Annotated in this window: 17 protein-coding genes, 2 tRNA genes and 2 pseudogenes; 8 read left to right on the top strand and 13 right to left on the bottom strand. The window is 59.9% G+C overall.

Annotated elements, in window-relative coordinates; all coding sequences use genetic code 11:
- Positions 1-54 precede the first annotated feature (54 nt).
- Positions 55-834, bottom strand: a pseudogene (locus IPM60_02150) (ATP-binding protein).
- Entirely contained in the window at positions 831-2,324 is a 1,494-nt protein-coding gene (locus IPM60_02145; GenBank protein ID MBK8906732.1) for an IS21 family transposase, read from the bottom strand. The pseudogene IPM60_02150 and the gene IPM60_02145 overlap by 4 nt, the downstream one beginning before the upstream one ends.
- A gap of 148 nt (positions 2,325-2,472) precedes the next feature.
- Here IPM60_02145 and IPM60_02140 point away from each other — a divergent pair.
- Together IPM60_02140 and IPM60_02135 are read left to right on the top strand one after the other, a co-directional pair.
- Positions 2,473-3,932, top strand: a pseudogene (locus tag IPM60_02140) (transposase).
- A 462-nt stretch (positions 3,933-4,394) separates the two neighbouring features.
- Entirely contained in the window at positions 4,395-4,604 is a 210-nt protein-coding gene (locus tag IPM60_02135; GenBank protein MBK8906731.1) for a hypothetical protein, read from the top strand.
- A gap of 3 nt (positions 4,605-4,607) precedes the next feature.
- Here the strand turns inward: IPM60_02135 and IPM60_02130 are convergent, their stop codons facing one another.
- The 3 genes from IPM60_02130 to IPM60_02120 all read right to left on the bottom strand — a co-directional run bounded on the left by IPM60_02130 (position 4,608) and on the right by IPM60_02120 (position 6,479).
- Positions 4,608-5,219 (bottom strand): C39 family peptidase, encoded by a 612-nt coding sequence (locus tag IPM60_02130; protein MBK8906730.1) that lies wholly within the window; start codon positions 5,217-5,219, stop codon positions 4,608-4,610.
- Between the two features lie 158 nt (positions 5,220-5,377).
- Positions 5,378-5,755 (bottom strand): hypothetical protein, encoded by a 378-nt coding sequence (locus IPM60_02125; GenBank protein ID MBK8906729.1) that lies wholly within the window; start codon positions 5,753-5,755, stop codon positions 5,378-5,380.
- A gap of 238 nt (positions 5,756-5,993) precedes the next feature.
- On the bottom strand, positions 5,994-6,479 hold the full coding sequence (locus IPM60_02120; GenBank protein MBK8906728.1) for a hypothetical protein: 486 nt from the start codon (positions 6,477-6,479) through the stop codon (positions 5,994-5,996).
- A gap of 534 nt (positions 6,480-7,013) precedes the next feature.
- Here IPM60_02120 and IPM60_02115 point away from each other — a divergent pair.
- Entirely contained in the window at positions 7,014-7,367 is a 354-nt protein-coding gene (locus IPM60_02115; protein MBK8906727.1) for a hypothetical protein, read from the top strand.
- A gap of 132 nt (positions 7,368-7,499) precedes the next feature.
- Positions 7,500-8,741, top strand: a complete 1,242-nt coding sequence (locus tag IPM60_02110) for a hypothetical protein (protein ID MBK8906726.1) — start codon at positions 7,500-7,502, stop codon at positions 8,739-8,741.
- A gap of 38 nt (positions 8,742-8,779) precedes the next feature.
- Here the strand turns inward: IPM60_02110 and IPM60_02105 are convergent, their stop codons facing one another.
- Complete coding sequence (locus tag IPM60_02105; protein MBK8906725.1) at positions 8,780-9,622, bottom strand: response regulator transcription factor; 843 nt, start codon at positions 9,620-9,622, stop codon at positions 8,780-8,782.
- 590 nt (positions 9,623-10,212) lie between these two features.
- Here IPM60_02105 and IPM60_02100 point away from each other — a divergent pair.
- Positions 10,213-11,898, top strand: a complete 1,686-nt coding sequence (locus IPM60_02100) for a glutamine--tRNA ligase/YqeY domain fusion protein (protein ID MBK8906724.1) — start codon at positions 10,213-10,215, stop codon at positions 11,896-11,898.
- A 54-nt stretch (positions 11,899-11,952) separates the two neighbouring features.
- On the opposite strand, the gene IPM60_02095 is transcribed toward IPM60_02100, so the two are convergent.
- The 5 genes from IPM60_02095 to IPM60_02075 form a co-directional block, all read right to left on the bottom strand.
- Positions 11,953-12,762, bottom strand: a complete 810-nt coding sequence (locus tag IPM60_02095; protein MBK8906723.1) for an alpha/beta hydrolase — start codon at positions 12,760-12,762, stop codon at positions 11,953-11,955.
- A gap of 118 nt (positions 12,763-12,880) precedes the next feature.
- Entirely contained in the window at positions 12,881-13,987 is a 1,107-nt protein-coding gene (gene phaC, locus IPM60_02090; protein ID MBK8906722.1) for a class III poly(R)-hydroxyalkanoic acid synthase subunit PhaC, read from the bottom strand.
- An 80-nt stretch (positions 13,988-14,067) separates the two neighbouring features.
- On the bottom strand, positions 14,068-14,931 hold the full coding sequence (locus IPM60_02085) for a hypothetical protein (protein ID MBK8906721.1): 864 nt from the start codon (positions 14,929-14,931) through the stop codon (positions 14,068-14,070).
- 413 nt (positions 14,932-15,344) lie between these two features.
- Positions 15,345-15,761: a MaoC family dehydratase gene (locus IPM60_02080; protein MBK8906720.1), complete on the bottom strand. Its 417-nt coding sequence runs from the start codon at positions 15,759-15,761 to the stop codon at positions 15,345-15,347.
- Between the two features lie 11 nt (positions 15,762-15,772).
- On the bottom strand, positions 15,773-16,213 hold the full coding sequence (locus IPM60_02075; protein MBK8906719.1) for a MaoC family dehydratase N-terminal domain-containing protein: 441 nt from the start codon (positions 16,211-16,213) through the stop codon (positions 15,773-15,775).
- Positions 16,214-16,623: 410 nt separating this feature from the next.
- Here IPM60_02075 and IPM60_02070 point away from each other — a divergent pair.
- The 3 genes from IPM60_02070 to pip all read left to right on the top strand — a co-directional run bounded on the left by IPM60_02070 (position 16,624) and on the right by pip (position 18,009).
- Positions 16,624-16,698: transfer RNA gene (locus IPM60_02070), tRNA-Val, on the top strand.
- A gap of 152 nt (positions 16,699-16,850) precedes the next feature.
- Positions 16,851-16,924 (top strand) — tRNA-Gln (locus tag IPM60_02065).
- Between the two features lie 125 nt (positions 16,925-17,049).
- On the top strand, positions 17,050-18,009 hold the full coding sequence (gene pip, locus IPM60_02060; GenBank protein MBK8906718.1) for a prolyl aminopeptidase: 960 nt from the start codon (positions 17,050-17,052) through the stop codon (positions 18,007-18,009).
- Between the two features lie 33 nt (positions 18,010-18,042).
- Here the strand turns inward: pip and IPM60_02055 are convergent, their stop codons facing one another.
- On the bottom strand, positions 18,043-19,488 hold the full coding sequence (locus IPM60_02055) for a TrkH family potassium uptake protein (protein MBK8906717.1): 1,446 nt from the start codon (positions 19,486-19,488) through the stop codon (positions 18,043-18,045).
- 154 nt (positions 19,489-19,642) lie between these two features.
- Positions 19,643-20,332 carry a GTP cyclohydrolase I FolE gene (gene folE, locus IPM60_02050; GenBank protein MBK8906716.1) on the bottom strand — a complete coding sequence of 230 codons (690 nt, stop codon included), beginning with the start codon at positions 20,330-20,332 and terminating at the stop codon, positions 19,643-19,645.
- Positions 20,333-20,338: the final 6 nt, after the last annotated feature.

Raw genomic sequence — 20,338 nt, 5'->3', positions numbered from 1 at the left:
GACGGGATGATTTTGTTTGTCGGCGAGGTTGTCGGTGGTTGTCGCTCTGCTATTGATCTCGGCGGTGGTTCGGTCGGCGGCGGCGCGGCGACGGTAGCTGTCGACGTTCATCTCGAGGATGGTCGCGTGATGGACGAGCCTGTCGATCGCGGCGACGGTGACGGCCTTGTCCGGGAAGACGCGGTCCCAGGCGCTGAAGGGCTGGTTGGCGGCGATGGCCAGGCTGCGGGTTTCGTAGCGCCGGGCGATGAGTTCGAAGAGAACGGAAGTCTCGGCCTGGTCCTTCTGTGCGTAACCGATGTCATCAAGGATGATCAGGTCGTACTTGTCGAGCTTGCCGAGCGCGGCCTCCAGGGCGAGGTCCCGGCGAGCGGCCTGGAGCCTCTGCACGAGATCGGTTGTGCGGGTATAGAGCACGCGCCGTCCGGTCTCGACGAGAGCGTGTCCGATGGCGCAGAGCAGATGGGTCTTGCCGGCGCCGGAGTTGCCGATTGCGATGAGGTTGGCGCCGGTCTCGACCCAGTCGCCGGCGGCGAGCGCCTCGACGCGGGCCCGGGGTACGCCGGGCAACGCCTTGAAGTCGAATGTCGCCAGGGTCTTGCCGCCTGGCAGGCGCGACTCTGCGAGATGGCGCTGGATGCGGCGGGTCTCCCGTTCGGCGAGCTCGACCTCGGCCAGGGCCGCGAGGAAGCGGGCCGCGGGCCACCCTTCGGTGTCGGCGCACTCGGCGAGCGCCGTCCAGTGCCGATGGAAGCTGGGCAAGCGCAACGCGGTCAGCATGGCGGGCAGCGCATGAACATCGACCGCCCGCGTGGTCCTGGTGCTGGCGGTCATGCGCAGACCTCAAGCAGGGCATCGAAGCTGGTCAGTTCGGTGAGCGCCACGGGCACGTCGGCCGGGAGTGTTCGGCGTCGTGGTTCGAGGCGTCTGGCGAGATCGCGGGCGTCGGGAAGGCCCCCTGAACCGAGGTCATCCGCGATCAGCGCGGCGAGCTCGGCCTCGCAGCCTTCGTCATGGGCGAGCCAGAGCAGCTCGACCATGCGCCGGCAGGCCTCCCGCTGGGGCAAAGCCTCCGAGAGCGCGGCCCAGGCGGCACTGTACTCGGTGCGGGGAAAGAGCCCGTCGCGGTAGACCGATCCGGCCAGCGCCTGCGGTTTGCGGCGCAGGGAATGGATCACGTGGCGATAGTCGATGCGGTGGACACGCCGGCCATCGCCGCGCTGGCGCTGGCGGGGATGGCTGACGACAGGGGTCCCTCCGAGCCAGGCCTCGATACGGTCGTCGTAGACATGAACGCGGAGGCGCTGGCCGATCAGACGGGAGGGCGCGCTGTAGAAGACGCCGTGCACGAGGAAGCCGCCGGTGCGGGTGACGCGGGTGACGATCTCGGTGAAGTCGGTGGTGCGCCGCGCCGGCAGCGGCCGCAGCGTTGCGGCCTCCGTTTGCACGGCAACGTCTCGGCGCCGATTGCGGCGTGAGACGAGCTGATCGACGAAGCGGCGCAAGTCTGCGACATCGGCGAAGTCGCGGGAGCCGCGCAGGATCAGCGCCTGGTCGGGAGCGGTCTTGAGGTGACGGTTGTGGGATCCCACCGCGCCGTTCTCATGCGCTTCGCCGGAATTGTTGCGGCTGGCTGACATTCCGTAGTGAGCGCAGAAGCCTTCATAGCGCCTGGTGACATCCTCGGCGGCCTCGCGGTCGAGGTTGCGATAGGCGGCCGAGAGGCTGTCGGTGCGATGCTCACGCGGCACGCCGCCGAGGGTCCAGAGGGCGTTCTGGAGGTTCTCGGCCAGCGCGGTGAAGCTCTCGCCGCCGAGGACGACACCGACGTGTTCCCAGCCGCTGTAGGCCAGCACGAAGTGGTAGAGCCGGTGAGCGAAGGGCTCGCCGGCGATGGTGACGCCAAGCTCTTTGGCGTCGGTAAAGTCCGAGAGCGCCATGCGGTCCGGCTCCGGCGTCTGACGGAAGATCACGTCCCTGGCCTCACCGTAAAGCGCGCGCCAGTCGCGCACGCGGCGCTCAAACGTGCGCCAGTCGCGCACGCGGCGCTCCAACGTGCGCCGGATACGGTCGTCCGGAAAAGCGTCCGGATCGGTCATTTGCAGGTGCCTCAGGAGCGTGACCGCCTGCACGGCGGGATCGTTCTCGAGGATCGGCAGCAACACCGGCTCCCAGACCGCCTCGAGCGGATCGGGGACGGTGCGGCCGCGCTCGGGCTGGCGCTGGGAGGGAAGGCGCGGATCGGTCTCGATCCGGCGTCCGGTGCGCTCGCTGAACCCAGCCCGGGCAGCGGCGGCGCGTTGGCTATGACTGAACTTGAACAGTGGTGTGGGAACGGGGCGGGAACATTGTATTGCAAGCCATTGATTTCCCGTCTTTGGACTTCGAAACGCCCAAGCCTGTAGTGGAACATTTTCGACGATATGGCGTTTTCAGTTGATGTTTTCAGGATTTTCGAGAACAACATCCGGCATGTTCGTGCGTGAGAAGACAGCCCGGGGTCATCGCTACCTGTATCTGGTGGAGAGCATCCGCGAGGGCGACCGGGTTCGGCAGCAGATCGTCCGCGCGTTGGGGCGCAAGGATGCGTTGGCGGCGAGCGGTGAGCTGGACCGGCTGATCGCCTCGCTGGCCAGGCATTCCGAGCGGGCGATGATCCTCTCCGACATGGAAGCCGGGCGGATCGCCTGCACCCGGATCGGCGGGCCGTTGTTGTTTGGCCGGCTGTGGGATCGACTGGCCATTCCTGAGGTTCTGGCCGATCTCCTGGATGGCCGCGGCTTCGGCTTCGACGTCGAGCGCGCGGTGTTCGTCGCCGTTCTGCACCGCCTGTTCGTCTCCGGCTCGGATCGGTCTTGCGAGACATGGATGGCGGACTACGCCATCCCCGGCGCAGCCGAGTTGCAGCTGCACCATTTCTACCGCGCGATGGCGTGGCTGGGCGAGGAGAGCGAACCGGCGGCCGAGGGCGCGCTTGCACCCCGGTGCGTCAAGGACCGGATCGAGGAGCAGTTGTTCGAGCGCCGGCGGAATCTGTTCAGCGAGCTGTCGCTGGTGTTCATGGACACCACCACCCTGTCGTTCCACGGCGCCGGCGGCGAGACCCTCGGCGCCCATGGCCATTAGCGGCGACGATCGAAGCTCTGGAGGAGCGCAAGCTGGAGTACGTCCTCGGAGCGCGCGAGCGCTCGAGCCGGCTGATCCGCGAGGTCGTGCTCAAGGACGAGGCTCCCTTCACCCCACTGGTGATCGAGCGGGTCCGTGGCGAAACCCAACTCTTCGTCAAGGAGGTCAGGGCCGAGGGCGTCCGCTATATCGTCTGCCGCAACGAGGCCGAGGCGGAGAAGGAAAGGAGCGACCGCCAGGCCATCGTCGCCGGGCTGGAGAAGCAACTGAAGAAGGGTGACAAGGCGCTGATCGGCAACTCCGCCTATCGGCGCTATCTGCGCCGGGTGCAAAGCGAGGGCGGCCGGAGCGAGCCCGCCTTCGAGATCGACCCTGGCAAGCTCGCCGACGAGGCCCGCTACGACGGCATTTCCGTCCTGCGCACCAATGCCCGCATCACCCCGCTGCAGGCGGTGCTGCGCTACCGAGACCTCATCCAGGTCGAGGACCTGTTTCGCCGGGCCAAGGCGATCCTTCGCACCCGGCCCATCTATCATTCCTCCGATGCCGCCATCCGCGGCCACGTGTTCTGCTCGTTCCTCGCCCTCGTACTCCAGAAGGAGCTGGCCGACCGCTGCCGCGCCGCCGGGTTGGCCGTCGAATGGGAGAGGCTCCTGCGCGACCTCGATCGGCTGCAGGAAGCCACCATCGACAAGGACGGAAAGCGCATCACCACTCGCACCGCCGTCACCGGACAAGTCGGACGTGTCTTCCAGGCCGCCGGCGTCGCCCTGCCGCCCAACCTGCGCGAATACACCCCCGCCTGACCCCTTCCGTCCCCTCACACAACCCCGAAATGTAGTGCAAACACCCGACGCCGCCGACGTAACTCGCTGACGTGAAACAATCTTTCCAAAGCCACTGTTCAACTTGGGTATGACGATGACGGTCTTGCATGTAGATTCTCACTTGCTGGTCGGTGACGGGTTTGCCCGGCACGAGGGGACCTCCGTTTCGGTGACAGAGATCCCGCTCGTATCGGCCCGCAGCGGCCAGCACCTACGCCTTCATCCCCGGGGAAGACAATCGCGCCGCTGGCTCCAGACTCCAGCCGGGCTACGCCCGGCCTCCGACTGGAGCCAGCGGCCAACTTGGCTGACGGCGCCCGACAAGATGGTTGTCGCTCAACAGTCGATGCTGCGGAGCTGGCGGAACGCGGTCGCCGGGGTGCCTGCGGGGGGATCGCAACGCCCCAATACGCGGGCGGCCCCCGCAGGCTGGCATACTCGGTGATCAGGGCCGTCGAGATCGCTCGGCTCCGCCGGGAGGTCGAGCTACGCCGCGCGGAGCGGGACCTGTTTTCCTACGTCGAGGGATATTACAACCGACAGCGGATCCACTCCGCCCCCGGGGTATCTGTCCTCGGCGCTTTCCACCGGCGGATTATCGGCTGGTCGATGTCGACGACGCTGCACAAGCAGGTCGTAACTCCGCGCTGAGCTCTATTGGAGAGCCGGATAGTCCTCCGGCTTGGGAGCGAGATTGTTGGGATGAGGCGGATGCCCCCCTTCTTCGACTACAAATCCCACCTTTCCGACCTGAGGATATTCGAGCCATGCTTGCAAAAATCTCTCCGAACGCATGGTTCGGTTGCCCCAGGCCGGGTCGGCCAGCAAAACGCGATCCCGCAGTAATCCTCGAAAGACGACGAAGTGATTGTAGCCGTTTAAACGTACCGGCACGATGACCGGCGCCTTGCGGACCAAGTCGTCAAGCTCGAGTTTGCCAAAACCGACACCTCGGTATCCGCGCCCGTCTACGAAGCGCTTCAGGTCCAGGAGTGAAAACCCCTGGCGGGCGCCGACGAGCGCCGGATTGGCCATGTACTCCTTTCGGCTGAACAAACCTTTTGCGATGTCCTTCTCGGAGATCGGATCGCCATGCTGATACTTCAAAACGGTAGCGAGTGCCGCGGATCCGCAACTGAGATCCCATTCCTGAACCACAACGCGCTCCCTGCGGAGTTCGAGCAGCGACTTGACCGGCTCACGTTGATCGGACTGGGCAGCGGCGGGTTGCGGAAACGCGAGCGCCATCTTCAAAGAAAGCAGCATACAAACAGCAACGATGTGAGCTCCATGCCGAGGCATGGAGCTCACACTGTTGGGAAGCGAACCAAACATATGAAGAGTGATGCTCGTGCGCCGCGTGCTCGCGCTACATGTTGCAGGGCGCCATGACGCCCAAGCGACCCGCGGCGCGTGTTCCTTACCTACCGCTTCTTGTAGACGTAGTGGGCAGGCGCCGCCGCCGCGGTGCTCAGCGATGACGCGACTGAGCCAAAACCTTGAAACACCTGAGAATCGGTGAACGTCTTAGTGTCCGTGTTGTGCCCCGAAGCGTATGCGCCAGCCAGAGCTTCGCTGTTGTTACCCCGGCCGTAGACATCCCACAACACCCGCTCGTAAACATCCGCCCTGATGAACTTGTGGGCATTGAAATTGAAGTACACGTCGGTGCGTGAGTATTGACCCGCGGCAGTCATGGCGTCCATCTGGGCGTCACCTAAAGTGACTGGATCGCCAGCCTGTGCCGAGCCCATCAGACCAACCATGAACACGCCGGTCAAAGCAGACAGCAACCTGTTCATTACAACCTCCTTCATATACGTTGCCTAAGTCGGTGTTCGCGAATATCCACGACATCCGACAAGCTTACTGTTGGCGAATCCAGTGGACGATGCAATACGGAAAACATCTCAAAACCCAAATGAGTACTAAACCCGCAAAAAAGGAGTACGCTCCCTGGCGCGAAAAAACTGTCTTGCAATGCGCTCTTAGTGCGCCGCTACTGGCTCTTTCGGGCATAGGTTCGCTTTGGGAGATATTTCATGGCCGGAGCGGAAGCGCGAAGCCTATAAACCCGCCAGCCGTCGCATCTCTCTCGCTGCGGCTTCCGCCGAACGCGATCGCAGATCCAGTCTCGCGCGCTGAAGAGGCCGCATGTGTATTGGTCTGGAAGTAATTGCCGGACCCGACGCGGTTTAAAAAGACGTTGTCACCACTACCGTAGACGTTGACCGTTGCGATTGTCGCCGTGAGCGGCGTGCAGCATGCGAACGCTCTCGCACTGCCGCGCGCAATGTCATTAATGCGGTTTGTACTTACGAAGGCATCGGTGCCAACTGATGCTCTCCCCGGAGTACCAAAAACGAAGGCATTCGCAAAAGCGCCCACTCCGGCGTCTCCTGCCGTAATGGTGTCCATTTGCTCTATTGTCAGCGCCACCGGGACTTCCTGTATGCGTGCACCTGCGTTAACGGACAGGGAAGCAGATCCTGCAACGGTCAGGGCCGCGATGAACACCATGCGCATCTTTATTCCCCCTGTCATGGTTCCCCGGGCGCGGTTGGCCGGGTGGTAGCCGCATCACCGCCGCGCATCAAGCCTAGCGAACGACGCTGTTTCAAGTGACACGATTTGTCGATCGTAGCCCCGTCGAAAGAGTCTCAAGCAACCACCTCACGTCAGCAAGATGACAAATAGGCGTAGAATGTGCGCGGAACCCACATCACGCCGGTTTACGATCGAAGCTGTACACATCGTCATTGATTCTACAATTGCTCCAGATTGTCCTGCAGCTTTGCCCGCCTGAGTGCTTACTGCGCTTGTATACTGCCTCTTTCCTGATAGGGCATGATCATCCCGGGGGTGGGCGACCGGTACTCGCCCATTCTACGCGTTTCGCAGCAGGGGAGCACGCTTGTAAGTCAAAAGTATATCAAACCTTTTGGTTGTTGCGGGTTTAGCACCCACTGTGGCATTGTTTATCAGTCTCTTGAGGAGGGAACTTCACTTATTAGCTCAAAGCGGGTCAGCTTTGCTGGTATCAGAACTGGGTACACCGCAATGAAAATATCGGCATTCGTGCTCACTGCGACCGCGATGTTTTCTATCTGGGGACAAGCAGTACGTGCAGCCGGCCCCATGGTGCTGAGTGAGACGGGACTGGATCAAGTGACCGCTGGAGCGGCGGTGCCCGATTGGCGCGTGGAGAGCAGACCGCTTCCGGAAGTGAGTTTCACCATCATCATTCCACTCGTGGTGACGATCAATTCGAACACGCTTGCGATCAGTAACTCCAACTCATCGGCCAATGCGGTAAGCGCGCCCGCAAGCATGGAGTCCATGAACTGGTTCGTTCCCTACACCTGGGATATGCGGAGCGGCCTCCAGTTCGGAACTCTGTTGAGCGACCGGTAACAAGAGGATGACCGCTTCCCCGGCATCTCTAGATTTGCCGCCGCAGCCTCTTTGTTGGACGCCGTCGTAATGACACCGTTAGCCGGCGCCCTGCAGGCGCCTCTCCGGCGCGGTGTATTGCTCGCAGGTCTGTTGACCATCGCCGCATCCATCGGAGCGGTGAAAGCACTCATGCCGGACAGGGGGGCGGGCCAGGCAACAGGTTCGAACGATGTTCGCGAAGCCGTAGATTATCGAGACGCCAAAATCGATCGGCTGGCCGCTCGACTTGCCGTCCTCGAACAGCTGGTGGCGGGCCAGGAATCCGGCTCGGCTCAGTCACGGTCGATCAATCAAGCACCGGGCCCGGCGTGGGCGCGGTCATCCGCGGGCGCATCGAGCTACTGGACGGCGTCTGCCGCGCCAGGCGCATTGGTCTCTGAGGCAGCCGTCGCCGAGCCGCAGTCCGATACACGAGCCCCACCGGCTGCCCCGGGGCAGGTGGAGATCGTCGACGAAGACGAGATTGAGCGGGCGCTGGAACGAACGCTGGTGAGCGCCGGCGTTTTGTTGCTGCCCGCAGGAACTGCTGAAATCCAGCCGACCATTTCTTACGCACATAGCGCCAGACGCAATGGCACTCTCGTAAACATCAACGGGGGCACGATGGCGGTTGCCGCAGATGAGGTGCGCCGCAATGAAGTCGTGGCCGAGTTCTCATTTCGGCTCGGGTTGCCGTTGGATGCCCAATTGGAGCTGGGTCTTCCAGTAAGCTACGTCGACCAATCGACGGTTGTTTCGCTTGCCGGCACACCGCTCGGCGAGTTCAGCGACAGCGCCCTAGCCGTTGGAGACGTCGGCGTCGCGCTGGCCAAAACCCTGTTGAGGGAAAGCGGCTGGCGTCCAGATGTCGTCGGGCGCATCGCCTGGAACAGCAACTCGGGGCAAAAAAGCCGCAACCGCGTGCTCCTTGGCAGCGGTTTCCACGAAGTCAGCGGATCGCTCAGCTTTTTGAAACGACAGGATCCGCTGGCCTTTGTCGCCGATGTTGGCTACGAGACGAGCCTGGAGAGCAACGGTTATGATCCTGGTGACCAGTTCACAATGTCGGTCGGCGCCGTACTTGCCGCGAGTCCGGAGACGTCTCTCCGCTTTGTCTTCGACCAATCGTTCGTCAGTGACGTGCGCCTGAACGGCGTTGCACTAACGGGCTCGGATGGGGTCGTGGCCATGTTGACGGTTGGAGCATCCTCCGTTCTGGGCGACGGCGTGTTGTTGGATTTATCCGCGGGAATGGGCTTGACTGCCGACAGTCCCGATTATTTCATCCGGGCGGCGTTGCCGGTCCGGCTTGACACGCCACTCCGTCAGATATTGAACAAGTGGAACATGTGAATTTGCGGCGGTGCAAGCTGTTAGACCGCTGCCGCGCATCAGCCGCCGGTACCGTCTGACGGTGTCGACGAACCCTTGTTTATGAGCTTGTTGGCAAAGAACGCGGCCTGTGTCCGATTGGTCGCTTTGAGCTTCCTCATGATGTGTCGAACATGTACCTTGACCGTGCTCTCGTGCATCTCGAGGTCATACGCGATCGTTTTGTTTGATCTCCCTTGCCGCAGCAACGCCAGAACTTCGAGCTCCCGCGGCGTGAGCCCCGCCGTGAGGTCGCGTTGCTGGCCGATGTCGTCGTTCTCGTCCTTTTGCGCTTCGTTCTTCAGCGCAGCGTCGAGGGCGCTCGCCGGAATGAACGTACCGCCAGCCTGCACCAGTCTGAGAGCCTCTACAGCGACATGTGGATGGATGGTGGTGGGGATGTAACCGCGCACACCGCAGCGCAACGCTTCCACCACATGGCGGGGGTCATCATGATCCGACATCACGACGAAGGGAATATCCGGAAAAACGCTCTTAAGTGCCTGGATGTCACCCTGGAGATCACTGTCCCCGATCTCCGTCGCGGCGATGTAGAAAACTATGAGCGCAATGGCGGTGTTCGAATCGGTTTTTTGGCGAAGGAAGTCCTGTAGACTCGATACAGCGATGATCTTCAGGCCGCGCACGTTGGTGTCAAAGAATTGACCAAGCAACGCGCGCGTAAGAAGGCGTGGATCTATGAGAACGAGGTGCGGCACGCTCTTGATGCGACCGGTTTCGGCGCCGGCCTTGCCAGGATTCGCCGGTACAGACGCGTCTCGACCTACCCCATGATCATCAGCACTGCTGGTAGATGATCCGGTGCCAGCGGCTCCCGTTGAGCCTTGAAGCGACACGCTCACCAATATACTCCCGAAGCGCCAGATGTAGTGTAAACCATGGGTGCGTAGCCCTCGCCTCGCGAGAAAACAGCACCATGAGTGTCAGATTATACCTGCACCTTGCCCCATCTTGAAAAACATGATATCGTATGTATGCAGACTGCTGAGTACGACATACCGATATGGTAGCAGTTGTTTCGAGCATCTACAAATTATTTATTGCTCCCATTCTATTGTTGTTGAAGGATTCTGCCAAAGAGCAATAAAACTTCAGACGATCAACGGTGTCCCGGGTAAAGATCTTGGCAAAACGCACGAGCGAACACACAATCGGTATCGGCCAAAGGTGTGTCCTTTGACCGCACCGGAACTGACAGGACAAGACTTTCGGTCAATGCGTTTGATACCATTCAGATCTACGAAACTAGCGCTCTCTGTTTGCCCGATGTGGGGCATGTGCGTACTCCGCATGGATCTGTCGCATGGCTGAGGGTGCATAGTCATTCCGACCGATTCGGCCAGCGGCAGCGCTTTGCAAAAACCCTGGTTTCGATGCTATCAGGAGCGCACAGCGAACTCAGTCCCTGGGAACCGCAACCGGAGCAGTGGGTATGGATCAGCTACAGGAAAAAGCCGACATGCGGCGGGACTTCATTCGCGACATCGTCCGCGCAGATCTTGCGGCTGGTCGCTGCAACACCGTCGTCACTCGCTTTCCACCGGAGCCCAACGGCTACCTCCACATTGGTCACGCCAAGTCCATCTGTTTGAACTTCGGCATCGCCGGCGAGTTCGACGGCCGCTGCCACCTCCGGTTCGACGACACGAACCCTCTCAAAGAGGAGATGGAGTTCATCGACGCCATCGAACACGACGTGCGGTGGCTTGGCTTCGACTGGGGCAAACACCTCTATTTCGCTTCAGACTATTTCGAGACTCTTTATGCTTACGCGGAGCACCTCATCCGAAACGGAAAGGCGTACGTCGACGATCTGTCCGCCGAAGAGATCCGCGCCCATCGCGGAACGCTCACAGAGCCTGGCCGCAACAGCCCCTATCGCGATCGACCGCCAGAAGAGAATCTCGATCTCTTCCGCCGCATGCGCGCCGGTGAGTATCCGGACGGGGCGCGGGTTTTGCGCGCCAGAATCGACATGGCGGCGGGCAATATCAATTTGCGTGACCCGGTGGTGTACCGCATTCTACATGCTCACCATCCGCGAAGCGGCAATGCGTGGTGTATCTATCCGACCTATGACTTTGCGCATGGGCAGTCCGACGCGATAGAAGGCATCACCCATTCCATTTGCACGCTCGAGTTCGAAGATCATCGGCCCCTTTACGACTGGTTCATCGACAATCTGCCGGTTTCTTCGCGGCCGCGCCAGTATGAGTTCTCGCGGCTGAACCTCACTTACACCGTGCTGTCCAAGCGCGTGCTGACACGGTTGGTGCGCGATCGCGTCGTCGATGGATGGGACGACCCGCGCATGCCGACGCTCGCCGGCCTCCGTCGGCGCGGGGTTCCTGCTGCCGCACTGAGGAATTTCGCTGAGCGTATCGGTGTCGCGAAAGCCAACAGCACCGTCGACGTCGCCCTCTTCGACCACTGCGTTCGCGAATTGCTTAACAGGCAGGCCCTCCGTCGCATGGCGGTGCTGCGCCCGCTCAAGGTTGTGATCGAGACCTACCCGCCCGGCCAGAACGAAACCGTACGAGCACTGAATAATCCGGAGGACCCAGCCGCCGGCACCCGGGAGGTCCTGTTCTCGAGGGAACTGTTCATCGAACAGGACGACTTCATGGAGGAACCTCCGAAGAAGTTTTTCCGGCTTGCTCCCGGCCGTGAGGTCCGTTTGCGCTACGCCTATTTCATTCGCTGTCGGGAGGTGGTGAAGAACGAGGCTGGAGATGTCACGGAGTTACGCTGCACACATGATCCGGAAACTCGCGGTGGTGATGCGCCGGACGGTCGCAAAGTAAAGGCGACTCTGCATTGGGTCTCGGCTGTTGACGCCGCAGAGGCGTGCGTGCGGCTCTATGACCACTTGTTCGACAGGCCCGATCCGGGGGTGGAGGGCGACGTCATCGACGACATCAGTCCGCGGTCATTGGTAACACTCGATGGATGCCGGATCGAACCGGCCGCCGCAAGGCTTCCGGTCGGCGTGCCGGTGCAGTTCGAACGTCAGGGTTATTTCTGCCTCGATTCAAGCTCAACAACGATGCGCCCCGTATTCAACCGCACCATTGGCTTACGCGACACATGGGCCAAAATCAGAAGCCAGAGGACATGACGCTTTTTCGGCGCCAAATTGGATTGGATGCCGGGGGCACGCTGTTGCCCAGCCTCACGTGCGTCGCTGATCCACCAGCCGCCGCACGAAGTTCGTGATCGCAGTAAGGGTGATAACCGTCTGCTCGCGATGCGGCGAGTGGCCGCAGTCGTCCACCACCAGAACATCGACCTTTCCCCCGCACTGCGCTTCGATCGCCCGGTATTGCGCGGCTGTTCCGTATTGATCGTCCAGTCCCTGGATTATCAAGACAGGCACCGACACGCCGGGTAGATACTCCTCGATGTTCCAGGCGAGGAAGCGCGGATGTAGCCACGCTTCGTTCCATCCCCAAAAGGCGCAATCCACGTTATCGCCGTGAAGTCGTTTCAGCTTGTCCCGCAAGTCGCCGTCACGGTAGGCACAGGCTGCTTCACGAATGCTGGCGACGCTGACGTCTTCGTTGAAGACGTGAGGCGCCAACGCCACAATTCCGCTGACGCGCGAAGCCGCGTTGCCCCGGTAGCCGCCAGCATGGATGAGCGCGATCGACGCGCCGTCGCTGTGGCCGATAAGTATGACGCTTTCAAACTGCAGTTTATCCAGAAGTCGTGGCAAAACATCAAGTCCCTCGTCATGCATGTAATGGAGCGGACGAGGAAGCGAAACCGACGAGGAGGTGCCGTACCCGGCGCGGCTGTACACAAAGGCGCTGTGTCCCGTTTGCTGGACAACTTGGATGGGGAAGTGGCGCCAGCTCGCGGTACATCCGAGCCCCTCGTGCAGGAAAACCAGGACTGGGTGGTTTGGATTGGCGTGTGCCGCTGGTACCCAGCGGTACTCCAACTGTCTGTCGTCCAGGTCGAGCCTGCCCGGACCGGGCATAATCCGCATTGACGCCTGACACCCTATGAGCCCGGCAGCCGCAGCGGGCCCTATGCGCACCAAGTGGCGGCGACCCCCTGTCGCCGCCACCAGGTCTGCAGTCTCGAAATCCTGAGGCTCAGTTGTGTTCCTTGATCCACTTCGCGGCGGTTGGCGCCAAGATTTTTTGCGATGCACCGCCGGTGTAGATGCCGATGTGCCCGGTCTTGATGCAGAGCTCCTCGTAACCGTCCTTGTTGCCGACATGCTCGCCCAGCGCCGTCGTACACGGTGGCGGCACCAGGTGATCCCTCTCGGCGTAGATGTTGAGGATCGGCATGGTAATGTTCTTCAGATCAACCTTTTGTCCATCCAGCTCAAGTTCGCCGTTGACCAGGGCATTGCCTTGCAAGAACGTCCGGACCAGTTGCCTGTAAGCTTCACCCGACACGCCGGGGCCGCCGAACAGCCATTTCTCCATTCTCAAAAAGTTCAGCAGTGCTTCTCGATTGTCCAGGATGTCGACCATGTCGGCGTATTTCCCGAACATCAACGTGAACGGCGACGCCATCAAAAATGACACATTCAAGACATCGGCGGGGATCAAACCGAATGCGTCGCGCATCAAGTCAACATCGGCATTTCGGCCCATTTCGAAGAGCAGCCCGACATGAGGCTTGCCTTCGACCTTGCCGCGAGAGAAATCGATCGGTGTGACCGTCAGCGTCAAAGATTTGATCTTTTCGGGGAACAGCGCGCAATAGCACACCGACATCGTGCCGCCCTGACAGATACCGAACAAGTTGATCGATTCCAAACCGCGGTCTTTGCGGATGAAGTCGACCGCGTCGTCAATGAAATCACAAACGTAGTCGTCCCAACTCAGGTACATGTCACAACGCTTGGGGTACCCCCAGTTGAGCAGGTACACGTCAATCCCCTCAGCAAGGAAATTTCTCACGAGAGAACGGTCCGGCTGTAAGTCTGCGACTTCGTATCCGTTGATCAGAGGCGGAATGATGAGCATCGGGATTGGATGAACGTCCTTTTCCGCAACTGTCGGGTGATAGTGATAAAGCTTCCAAGTCTCCCGCTCGTATACGACGTCCTTCGGCGTGCTGCCTATGTCGACGTCTTCATCTTTAAGCTTGGAGAGTTCCTGCATACCCGACAGCACCTTACGCTCGATCGACGCCATCTCCCGGGCTGCGTCATCCTGTCGGATTTGTATGGGGAAGTTTTTCATCGGTCCTCAATCCCTTCAAAAATTTCAGGGGTTCATGCTGAAGCTATGGTGCGTCCCTTCACATCGGGCCTTCAGGAGCGTCAAGAGGGCGCATCCTCTTTGCGGGCTTTCTTCGCCGGCGTCTTCCGCGCTTGAGCTTCTTCGCCGCCGGATGCGCCGTCGACTTGTTTCTTCAGTCTCCGCACTTCCCTCTTCAGTTGTGCGATGTCCTTGTATGCTTCATCGAGCGCGGACCGCGTTGGCAGATCCATAGCCTCGTAAATAAGTTCAAGCGCATCTCTTTGCTTGACCTTATATGTCATCAAGTCGTTGGTCATCTTGTCTTGCGTTGCGAGGAATTCCGGACTGGTAAACGCCTCGTTGAGCGTCTTGTCGGCGATGGTGAACCACGTCCGCATCAGATCACGCACGGTATCGATCGACTCGCCCTTCTCCGCTAACTTAGCCATGTGCTCGATGGTTCGCTCGATCGCCTTGCCCATGGCTTCGGACATGGCTTTCTGGAACTCTCCTTGGGACTTGCGCAGATCGCCCATGGCGTCCACTGCAGCAAGGATTTTCCCCATCTTCTCCCGCGCAACGGTTCCCCTCGGCATCTGGCTGACGCCACTCAGCGACGGGAACATGGCCTGTTCGAGACCCATCAACTTGTTCAGACCGGAGGTGCCGCCCATGAAAGCTTCACCGGGATGTCCGGATGCAGTAGCTTGCCCAACCATTGCTAGCCACGGACCGGTCATCGGCGACCACTGCTCGAACAACGTCTTGGTCAACTCGCTAAATTCGTTGACCGTCGCGGCTTGTCGACCAGGCAAACCCGACAGTTCCTGTGTCCACTGACCGATAAGACCTTGCAGATCGCCTTTCCACGGCTGCCCGCTGCCGATCTGCGGCGCCACGGTCTGCCACGCTTTGAGCAGCAGGTTGACGCTCTGCGACATCATGTCCGGCGCGCCGAAGATGTTGCCGGCAACCCGGCCAGGTGTTCCGGTCTGAGTTGAAGACCATGTCGACCATGCTCCTCATCCACTGGCTTGGATCCAGGCCGGGCATACCAGCGCTGGCGCCTGCCATACCCGGCATCGCGCCCATCCATCCGGACCAGAGTTGCTTCTGGGCATCGGTCCACGTCTTCATCAGGTCATTACTCTGTTGCGTCCAATCCATACCTTCAATCTCCCTAAGAGCTACCGCCTCGTTTCAATTTCGCAGACGCCCGCCGCGACGGCGCCTACGGCTCATCACGCAGCGCGAAAACTACATCGATACGGGCCGCAGTCTCGCCCGCCGACCAGTCGGCGGCGGTCCTGCGGACCGATGGTAGCTTGGCCTCTCGTGTTGGCGTTGCCGCCGATCGTCACAGGGCGACGACGGCCTCTCCCGCAGCTTTGGATTCCCCGCTTTCATTCGTCGCGCTGAGATCCAGCCGGACACGTTTTTCGCCGCCTTCTTCCTGCATGTCGACGATCTTGCCCTTGCAAATGATCTTTTCACCAACGCGCGTGATCGCCGTAAAGCGCGTGCTGAAGGAGCGGAGGGCTGATTGCGGCACCCAATCCGTAACAGACTTAGCTAAGTAAGCCATGATCAACATCCCGTGGGCAAAAACGTCCTTCTCCCCCGCTTGCCGGGCGTAGTCGATATCGATGTGCATGGGGTTGTGATCTCCCGAAGCTCCCGCGTAGAGCGCCAAGGTCTTCCGTGAGATGGGCTCCATTTCCAGGTGAATGGGTTCGTCACCGATCTTCAGACCTGCGTAGTCGACCTTGGTCATATTTCCAATCCTCAATTACGAACAACAATAACGCGCTCAAGCTCAATAACGACGGTTCCGTCCTCGTTCTTGCCGGTTGAATTCTCCGTTATGAATTCCAGGGCACCGCCCTTCTTGTCGAAGATATTCGACACTTTTGTTTCGAACGTGATCCGGTCACCTGCGCATATGGGTTTATGGTACTTGAATGTTTGCGAGCCGTGCAGGATTTTTCCGACTGGCACTCCCATTGTCTCAATGTTGTCCCAAAGTGAGTTTGTTTCCATCTCCAGACAGAAACCGAACGTGGGTGGTGCCGGGATTGCCCCATAGCCAGCCCTTTCCGCGGCCGCCTCGTCGACGTATACGGGATCAGTCTGCCCTGTCGCTTTGGCGAAAAACCGCAGCCGGCCCTTCTCGACATCGAACGTCATGGGCGGCGTGGTCAGACCTATGTGCTTCTTGTCGATCATGATTCAACACCCTTCATCTCATCGCCCCTTCAGCAACTTAAGCTCACCACGGCGCCGGAGAACCTTCGGTCCAAAAATTGAACGCCATGGGCAAAAGATGTATGCACTTGACGAGCCGCCAAGAATGTCATCCGCTTGTGACTTCGCCTCATGCTCACGAGAGGCACGGTTACTCGCAAAGCTTTGTAGAGGGGCGGCGGACGTCTCCCACATCACTTATTCTAGCGTTTCGCCAGAGTTCCGCGCGAAAGCTCATGAGCGGAATTGCTTCCGACAAGCACGCACGATTGCGGCTCTGCACCCAAATGTCAAGGTGGTGTCGCTTCGGTGCCCGGAAGCTATGGCTCCACAGGTTGGTTCCTTGACAACGCTTGCGCGGGCAGCATAAAAGCGTGGTTCTCGGGATCTCCGGGCGCGTAGCTCAGCGGGAGAGCACCGTCTTCACACGGCGGGGGTCACTGGTTCAAATCCAGTCGCGCCCACCAGTTGAAAGGCCAGACCCCAAGGCACTGGTCGCACAAGATTGCTCGCGGGGAAGTAAATTCTTGCCTTTTGTTTGGAGAGGTCCGGCCGCGGTGCAGCGAAACGATCCTCGTCACCAGACGCCGCTGGACGTCCTGGTGGTAGCGCTGTCACTTGGGGCGTGGCCAAGCGGTAAGGCAACGGGTTTTGGTCCCGTGATCCCAGGTTCGAATCCTGGCGCCCCAGCCATTCGAGATGGACACGCTCTCCTAAGATCTATCCTGCCACAACATCTTGTTTCTGAGCGCGCTTCATGAAGCTGAAGATGCATAACAAGATTGTTTCTTCCTTACGATCAAAATAGATTGCCTCTGATGGACGCAACTTATTGTCGTGACAGGCTGTTCCCCAGCATTCAGCCGAACGAGACAGGGATGCTGCCGGTTGGCGGCCAGCACGTTTTGTACTGGGAGCAATGCGGAAATCCGAAAGGAGCACCCATCGTGTTCCTGCATGGAGGTCCGGGCGCGGGAGCGTCTCCTACGCACCGGAGGTTTTTCGATCCCGACCACTATCGCATCATCATATTCGACCAAAGGGGCTGTGGGCGTTCGAGACCCTATGCCGAGATTCGCGAAAACACGACCGACCATCTTGTTTCCGATCTTGAAGCATTGCGACGGGTGTTGGGAATTGATCGATGGATCCTGTTCGGGGGATCATGGGGATCGACGCTTGCTCTCGCCTACGGCGCTAGATGGCCGGAACGCTGCGCAGGCTTCATTCTGCGCGGCGTGTTCTTCGGGACACGCCGCGAAGTGGATTGGTTCCTGTTCGGAATGAGCATGTTTTTTCCAGAGGCGCACCGGGAATTCGTGGACTTTCTTCCGGAGGCCGAACGACACGACGTGCTCGCCAACTACCACAGGCGCCTCATCGATCCGGATCCCGGCGTCCACGGGCCGGCAGCACTGAACTGGGCACGTTATGAAAGCGCCTGCTCCAATCTGTTGCCCCGGCCTTCCGCGTCCCCGGTTCGCGGCGGAGATGTTTCGGCGCTCGCACTGGCGCGTATCGAAGCCCATTACTTCAAGCACGACCTTTTTTTGCCGGAAAGCTACATTGCGCAGGCGGTGGCAAGCATCACCAATGTTCCGGCAACGATCATACAAGGCCGCTATGACATGATTTGTCCGGCGACAACTGCGTACGCTCTGGCCCGACATTGGTCACACGCCCATTATGTCGTCGTTCCAGCGGCCGGACACTCCGCGTTGGAACCCGGTATTCTTGCGGCCTTGGTGCAAGCGACTGAGGGCATGAAAAGTCTGTAGAACCGAGCCGATGCGCAGTCCATACAGAGAATGTTACCCGCGCCAGAACGTCGGGCTGAACAGCATCAACACCGTAAACAACTCCAACCGTCCCAACAACATCCCGGCAGAGAGCAGCCACTTTGCGGCATCGGGCAGGGACTGAAAATTCCCCGCCGGGCCGACTACTGGTCCGAGCCCCGGCCCGACGTTGCAGATCGCCGTTGCGGCACTTGAGACCGCCGTTACGAAATCCAGTCCCAGTGCACCGAGCGCCATCGCCAACATGGCGAAGCACACGCCAAACATGAAGAAAAAACTCATCACAGACGTTATGACTTCTTCAGGAATTGGCCTGCCATTGTAGTATGGTATGAAAACTCCATGCGGCCTGAGTAGGTAGTGAAACTGCGTGTTGGTCGCCGACCATAAAACCTGGAAGCGGAATATTTTGATTCCACATGTAGTTGACCCCGCACATCCGCCTACAAACATAATATAGAAAAAGATTGGGCCGGCGAAGCCCCCCCACAGCCAATAATCAGATGTTGCAAATCCTGTACCTGTGATGACAGAAGTTATATTGAAGGCTGAAACTCTTATGGCGGACAACATGGACAGGTCAGAATTTAAGTAGAGAAAAACGGTAGCGGTGGAAATAGCCGACAGCAATACGACGATAAACCACCTGACCTGAGAATCGCGCAGCAACGATCGGGCATCGCCCTGAATGATCCCAAGGTAGCGAACGAATGGAAGGCTGCCCATGATCATCCCCAAAGTAACGATGGCGTCGATCGCGGAGTTGTTGAAGTGACCTATGGAACCGTCGCTGGTCGAGTAGCCGCCCGTTGCCAAGGTGGTCATAGCGTGTACGACCGCTTCCAGCTCGGTCATTCCGGCCAGCCAGAGCGCCACGGCGCAGAGGCTTGTAAGAGCAAGATATATGAGGCTCAGCGCCGCCGAGATCTGCGCCGCTCGCGGAAGCATTTTCTCCCCGGTGTCGAACGCTTCGATGCGGAAAAGCTGCATGCCGCCCACGCCGAGGAACGGCATGATCGCGATCGCCATGACGATGATACCGAGGCCACCGAGCCATTGCAGCAGCGCCCGCCACAGCAGAATTCCTGGCGGCACCGTGTCGAGGCCGACAATTACGGTTGAGCCAGTGGTCGTGATCCCAGACATCGCTTCGAAAAACGAGTCTGCGAAGCTCAACTTCAACTCTGAAAACATGAATGGCAGCGACGCAAAGAACGTCAAGAAAACCCAGCTCAGCGTCGCCATTACAAAGGCTTGTCGGACAGTTAACCTGAAGCGCTTGACCCGACAGGTGAGGGCCATGGCCACTCCAACGAACAGCGTTACACTCGCTGACAGCGCAAACACCTGCCAATCGTCGTTGCCGGCGAACGCATCGACTGCGGCGGGAACGCCCATGCCTGCAGCGAGGGTGGTAACAAGTATTCCGACCACCAGAAAAACCGGGCGCAGGTCCATCAACGGCTAGAGATCTCCGGAACAAGAACCGGCCGGTGTCCGCAGCAGCAGGAGGGTGCGATGAAGCCCAAGGCTTTCGCACGAAAGCGAAAGATTTTGTCCGTCATGCCGGGACTCGGAATACCTTCACATTGAGCGGCAATACTGACTGGATTCAGCTCAGCGCGACGCCCCCGCCCGTGGGCTGGCCGATCATTGCGAGGAACTCCCGTCGCGTGGCGGCGTCTTCTCTGAACGCCCCCAACATCCGGCTGGTCACCATGACCACTCCCGGCTTGTGTACGCCCCGAGTCGTCATGCATTGGTGGGCAGCCTCGATAACGACGGCTACGCCTTTGGGCTCGAGGATGTCCTCAATATTGTTGGCGATTTGCGCTGTCATCTTCTCCTGGATCTGCAGTCGCCGTGCATAGACTTCAACCAGCCGCGCGAGCTTGCTGATGCCCACGACGCGAAGGTGAGGCAGATAGGCGACGTGCGCTTGTCCAATGATGGGCGCCATATGATGCTCGCAGTGGGATTCGAAACGGATCCCACGAAGCAGAATCATCTCGTCGTAGCCGTCAGTCTCTTCAAACGTCCGCCGGAGGATTTCTTCCGGGTCTGCATCGTATCCACTGAAAAACTCCCGATATGAGTCGACCACGCGCCGCGGCGTTTCGATCAGGCCTTCCCGATCCGGATCGTCTCCCGCCCACCGAACCAGCGTTCGGACCGCCTCTTCCGCTTGCTCGCGGGAAACGGCAGCGGACGCTGACCTCTGGGGCTCCGCTTCTGGAACATAAGCCTCCTCCCTTGCGGCCGTCTCACCTCCTGCTACGAAATTCGCCGGTCCCGTTTCCACCACGCT

Source organism: Rhodospirillales bacterium (assembly GCA_016710335.1).
GTDB lineage: Bacteria > Pseudomonadota > Alphaproteobacteria > Rhodospirillales > Defluviicoccaceae > JADJXQ01.
Note: the sequence above shows the minus strand (reverse complement) of the source record. Positions and strands in the feature narration are given on the sequence as shown.

Excerpts from the sequence above, each read along its gene's own strand:
- IPM60_02130 (MBK8906730.1), bottom strand. The coding sequence starts at position 5,219 with ATGCTGCTTTCTTTGAAGATGGCGCTCGCGTTTCCGCAACCCGCCGCT.
- IPM60_02125 (MBK8906729.1), bottom strand. The coding sequence starts at position 5,755 with ATGAACAGGTTGCTGTCTGCTTTGACCGGCGTGTTCATGGTTGGTCTG.
- IPM60_02120 (MBK8906728.1), bottom strand. The coding sequence starts at position 6,479 with ATGCGCATGGTGTTCATCGCGGCCCTGACCGTTGCAGGATCTGCTTCC.
- IPM60_02115 (MBK8906727.1), top strand. The coding sequence starts at position 7,014 with ATGAAAATATCGGCATTCGTGCTCACTGCGACCGCGATGTTTTCTATC.
- IPM60_02100 (MBK8906724.1), top strand. The coding sequence starts at position 10,213 with ATGGATCAGCTACAGGAAAAAGCCGACATGCGGCGGGACTTCATTCGC.
- IPM60_02095 (MBK8906723.1), bottom strand. The coding sequence starts at position 12,762 with ATGCCCGGTCCGGGCAGGCTCGACCTGGACGACAGACAGTTGGAGTAC.
- phaC (MBK8906722.1), bottom strand. The coding sequence starts at position 13,987 with ATGAAAAACTTCCCCATACAAATCCGACAGGATGACGCAGCCCGGGAG.
- IPM60_02085 (MBK8906721.1), bottom strand. The coding sequence starts at position 14,931 with ATGATGTCGCAGAGCGTCAACCTGCTGCTCAAAGCGTGGCAGACCGTG.
- IPM60_02080 (MBK8906720.1), bottom strand. The coding sequence starts at position 15,761 with ATGACCAAGGTCGACTACGCAGGTCTGAAGATCGGTGACGAACCCATT.
- IPM60_02075 (MBK8906719.1), bottom strand. The coding sequence starts at position 16,213 with ATGATCGACAAGAAGCACATAGGTCTGACCACGCCGCCCATGACGTTC.
- pip (MBK8906718.1), top strand. The coding sequence starts at position 17,050 with ATGGACGCAACTTATTGTCGTGACAGGCTGTTCCCCAGCATTCAGCCG.
- IPM60_02055 (MBK8906717.1), bottom strand. The coding sequence starts at position 19,488 with ATGGACCTGCGCCCGGTTTTTCTGGTGGTCGGAATACTTGTTACCACC.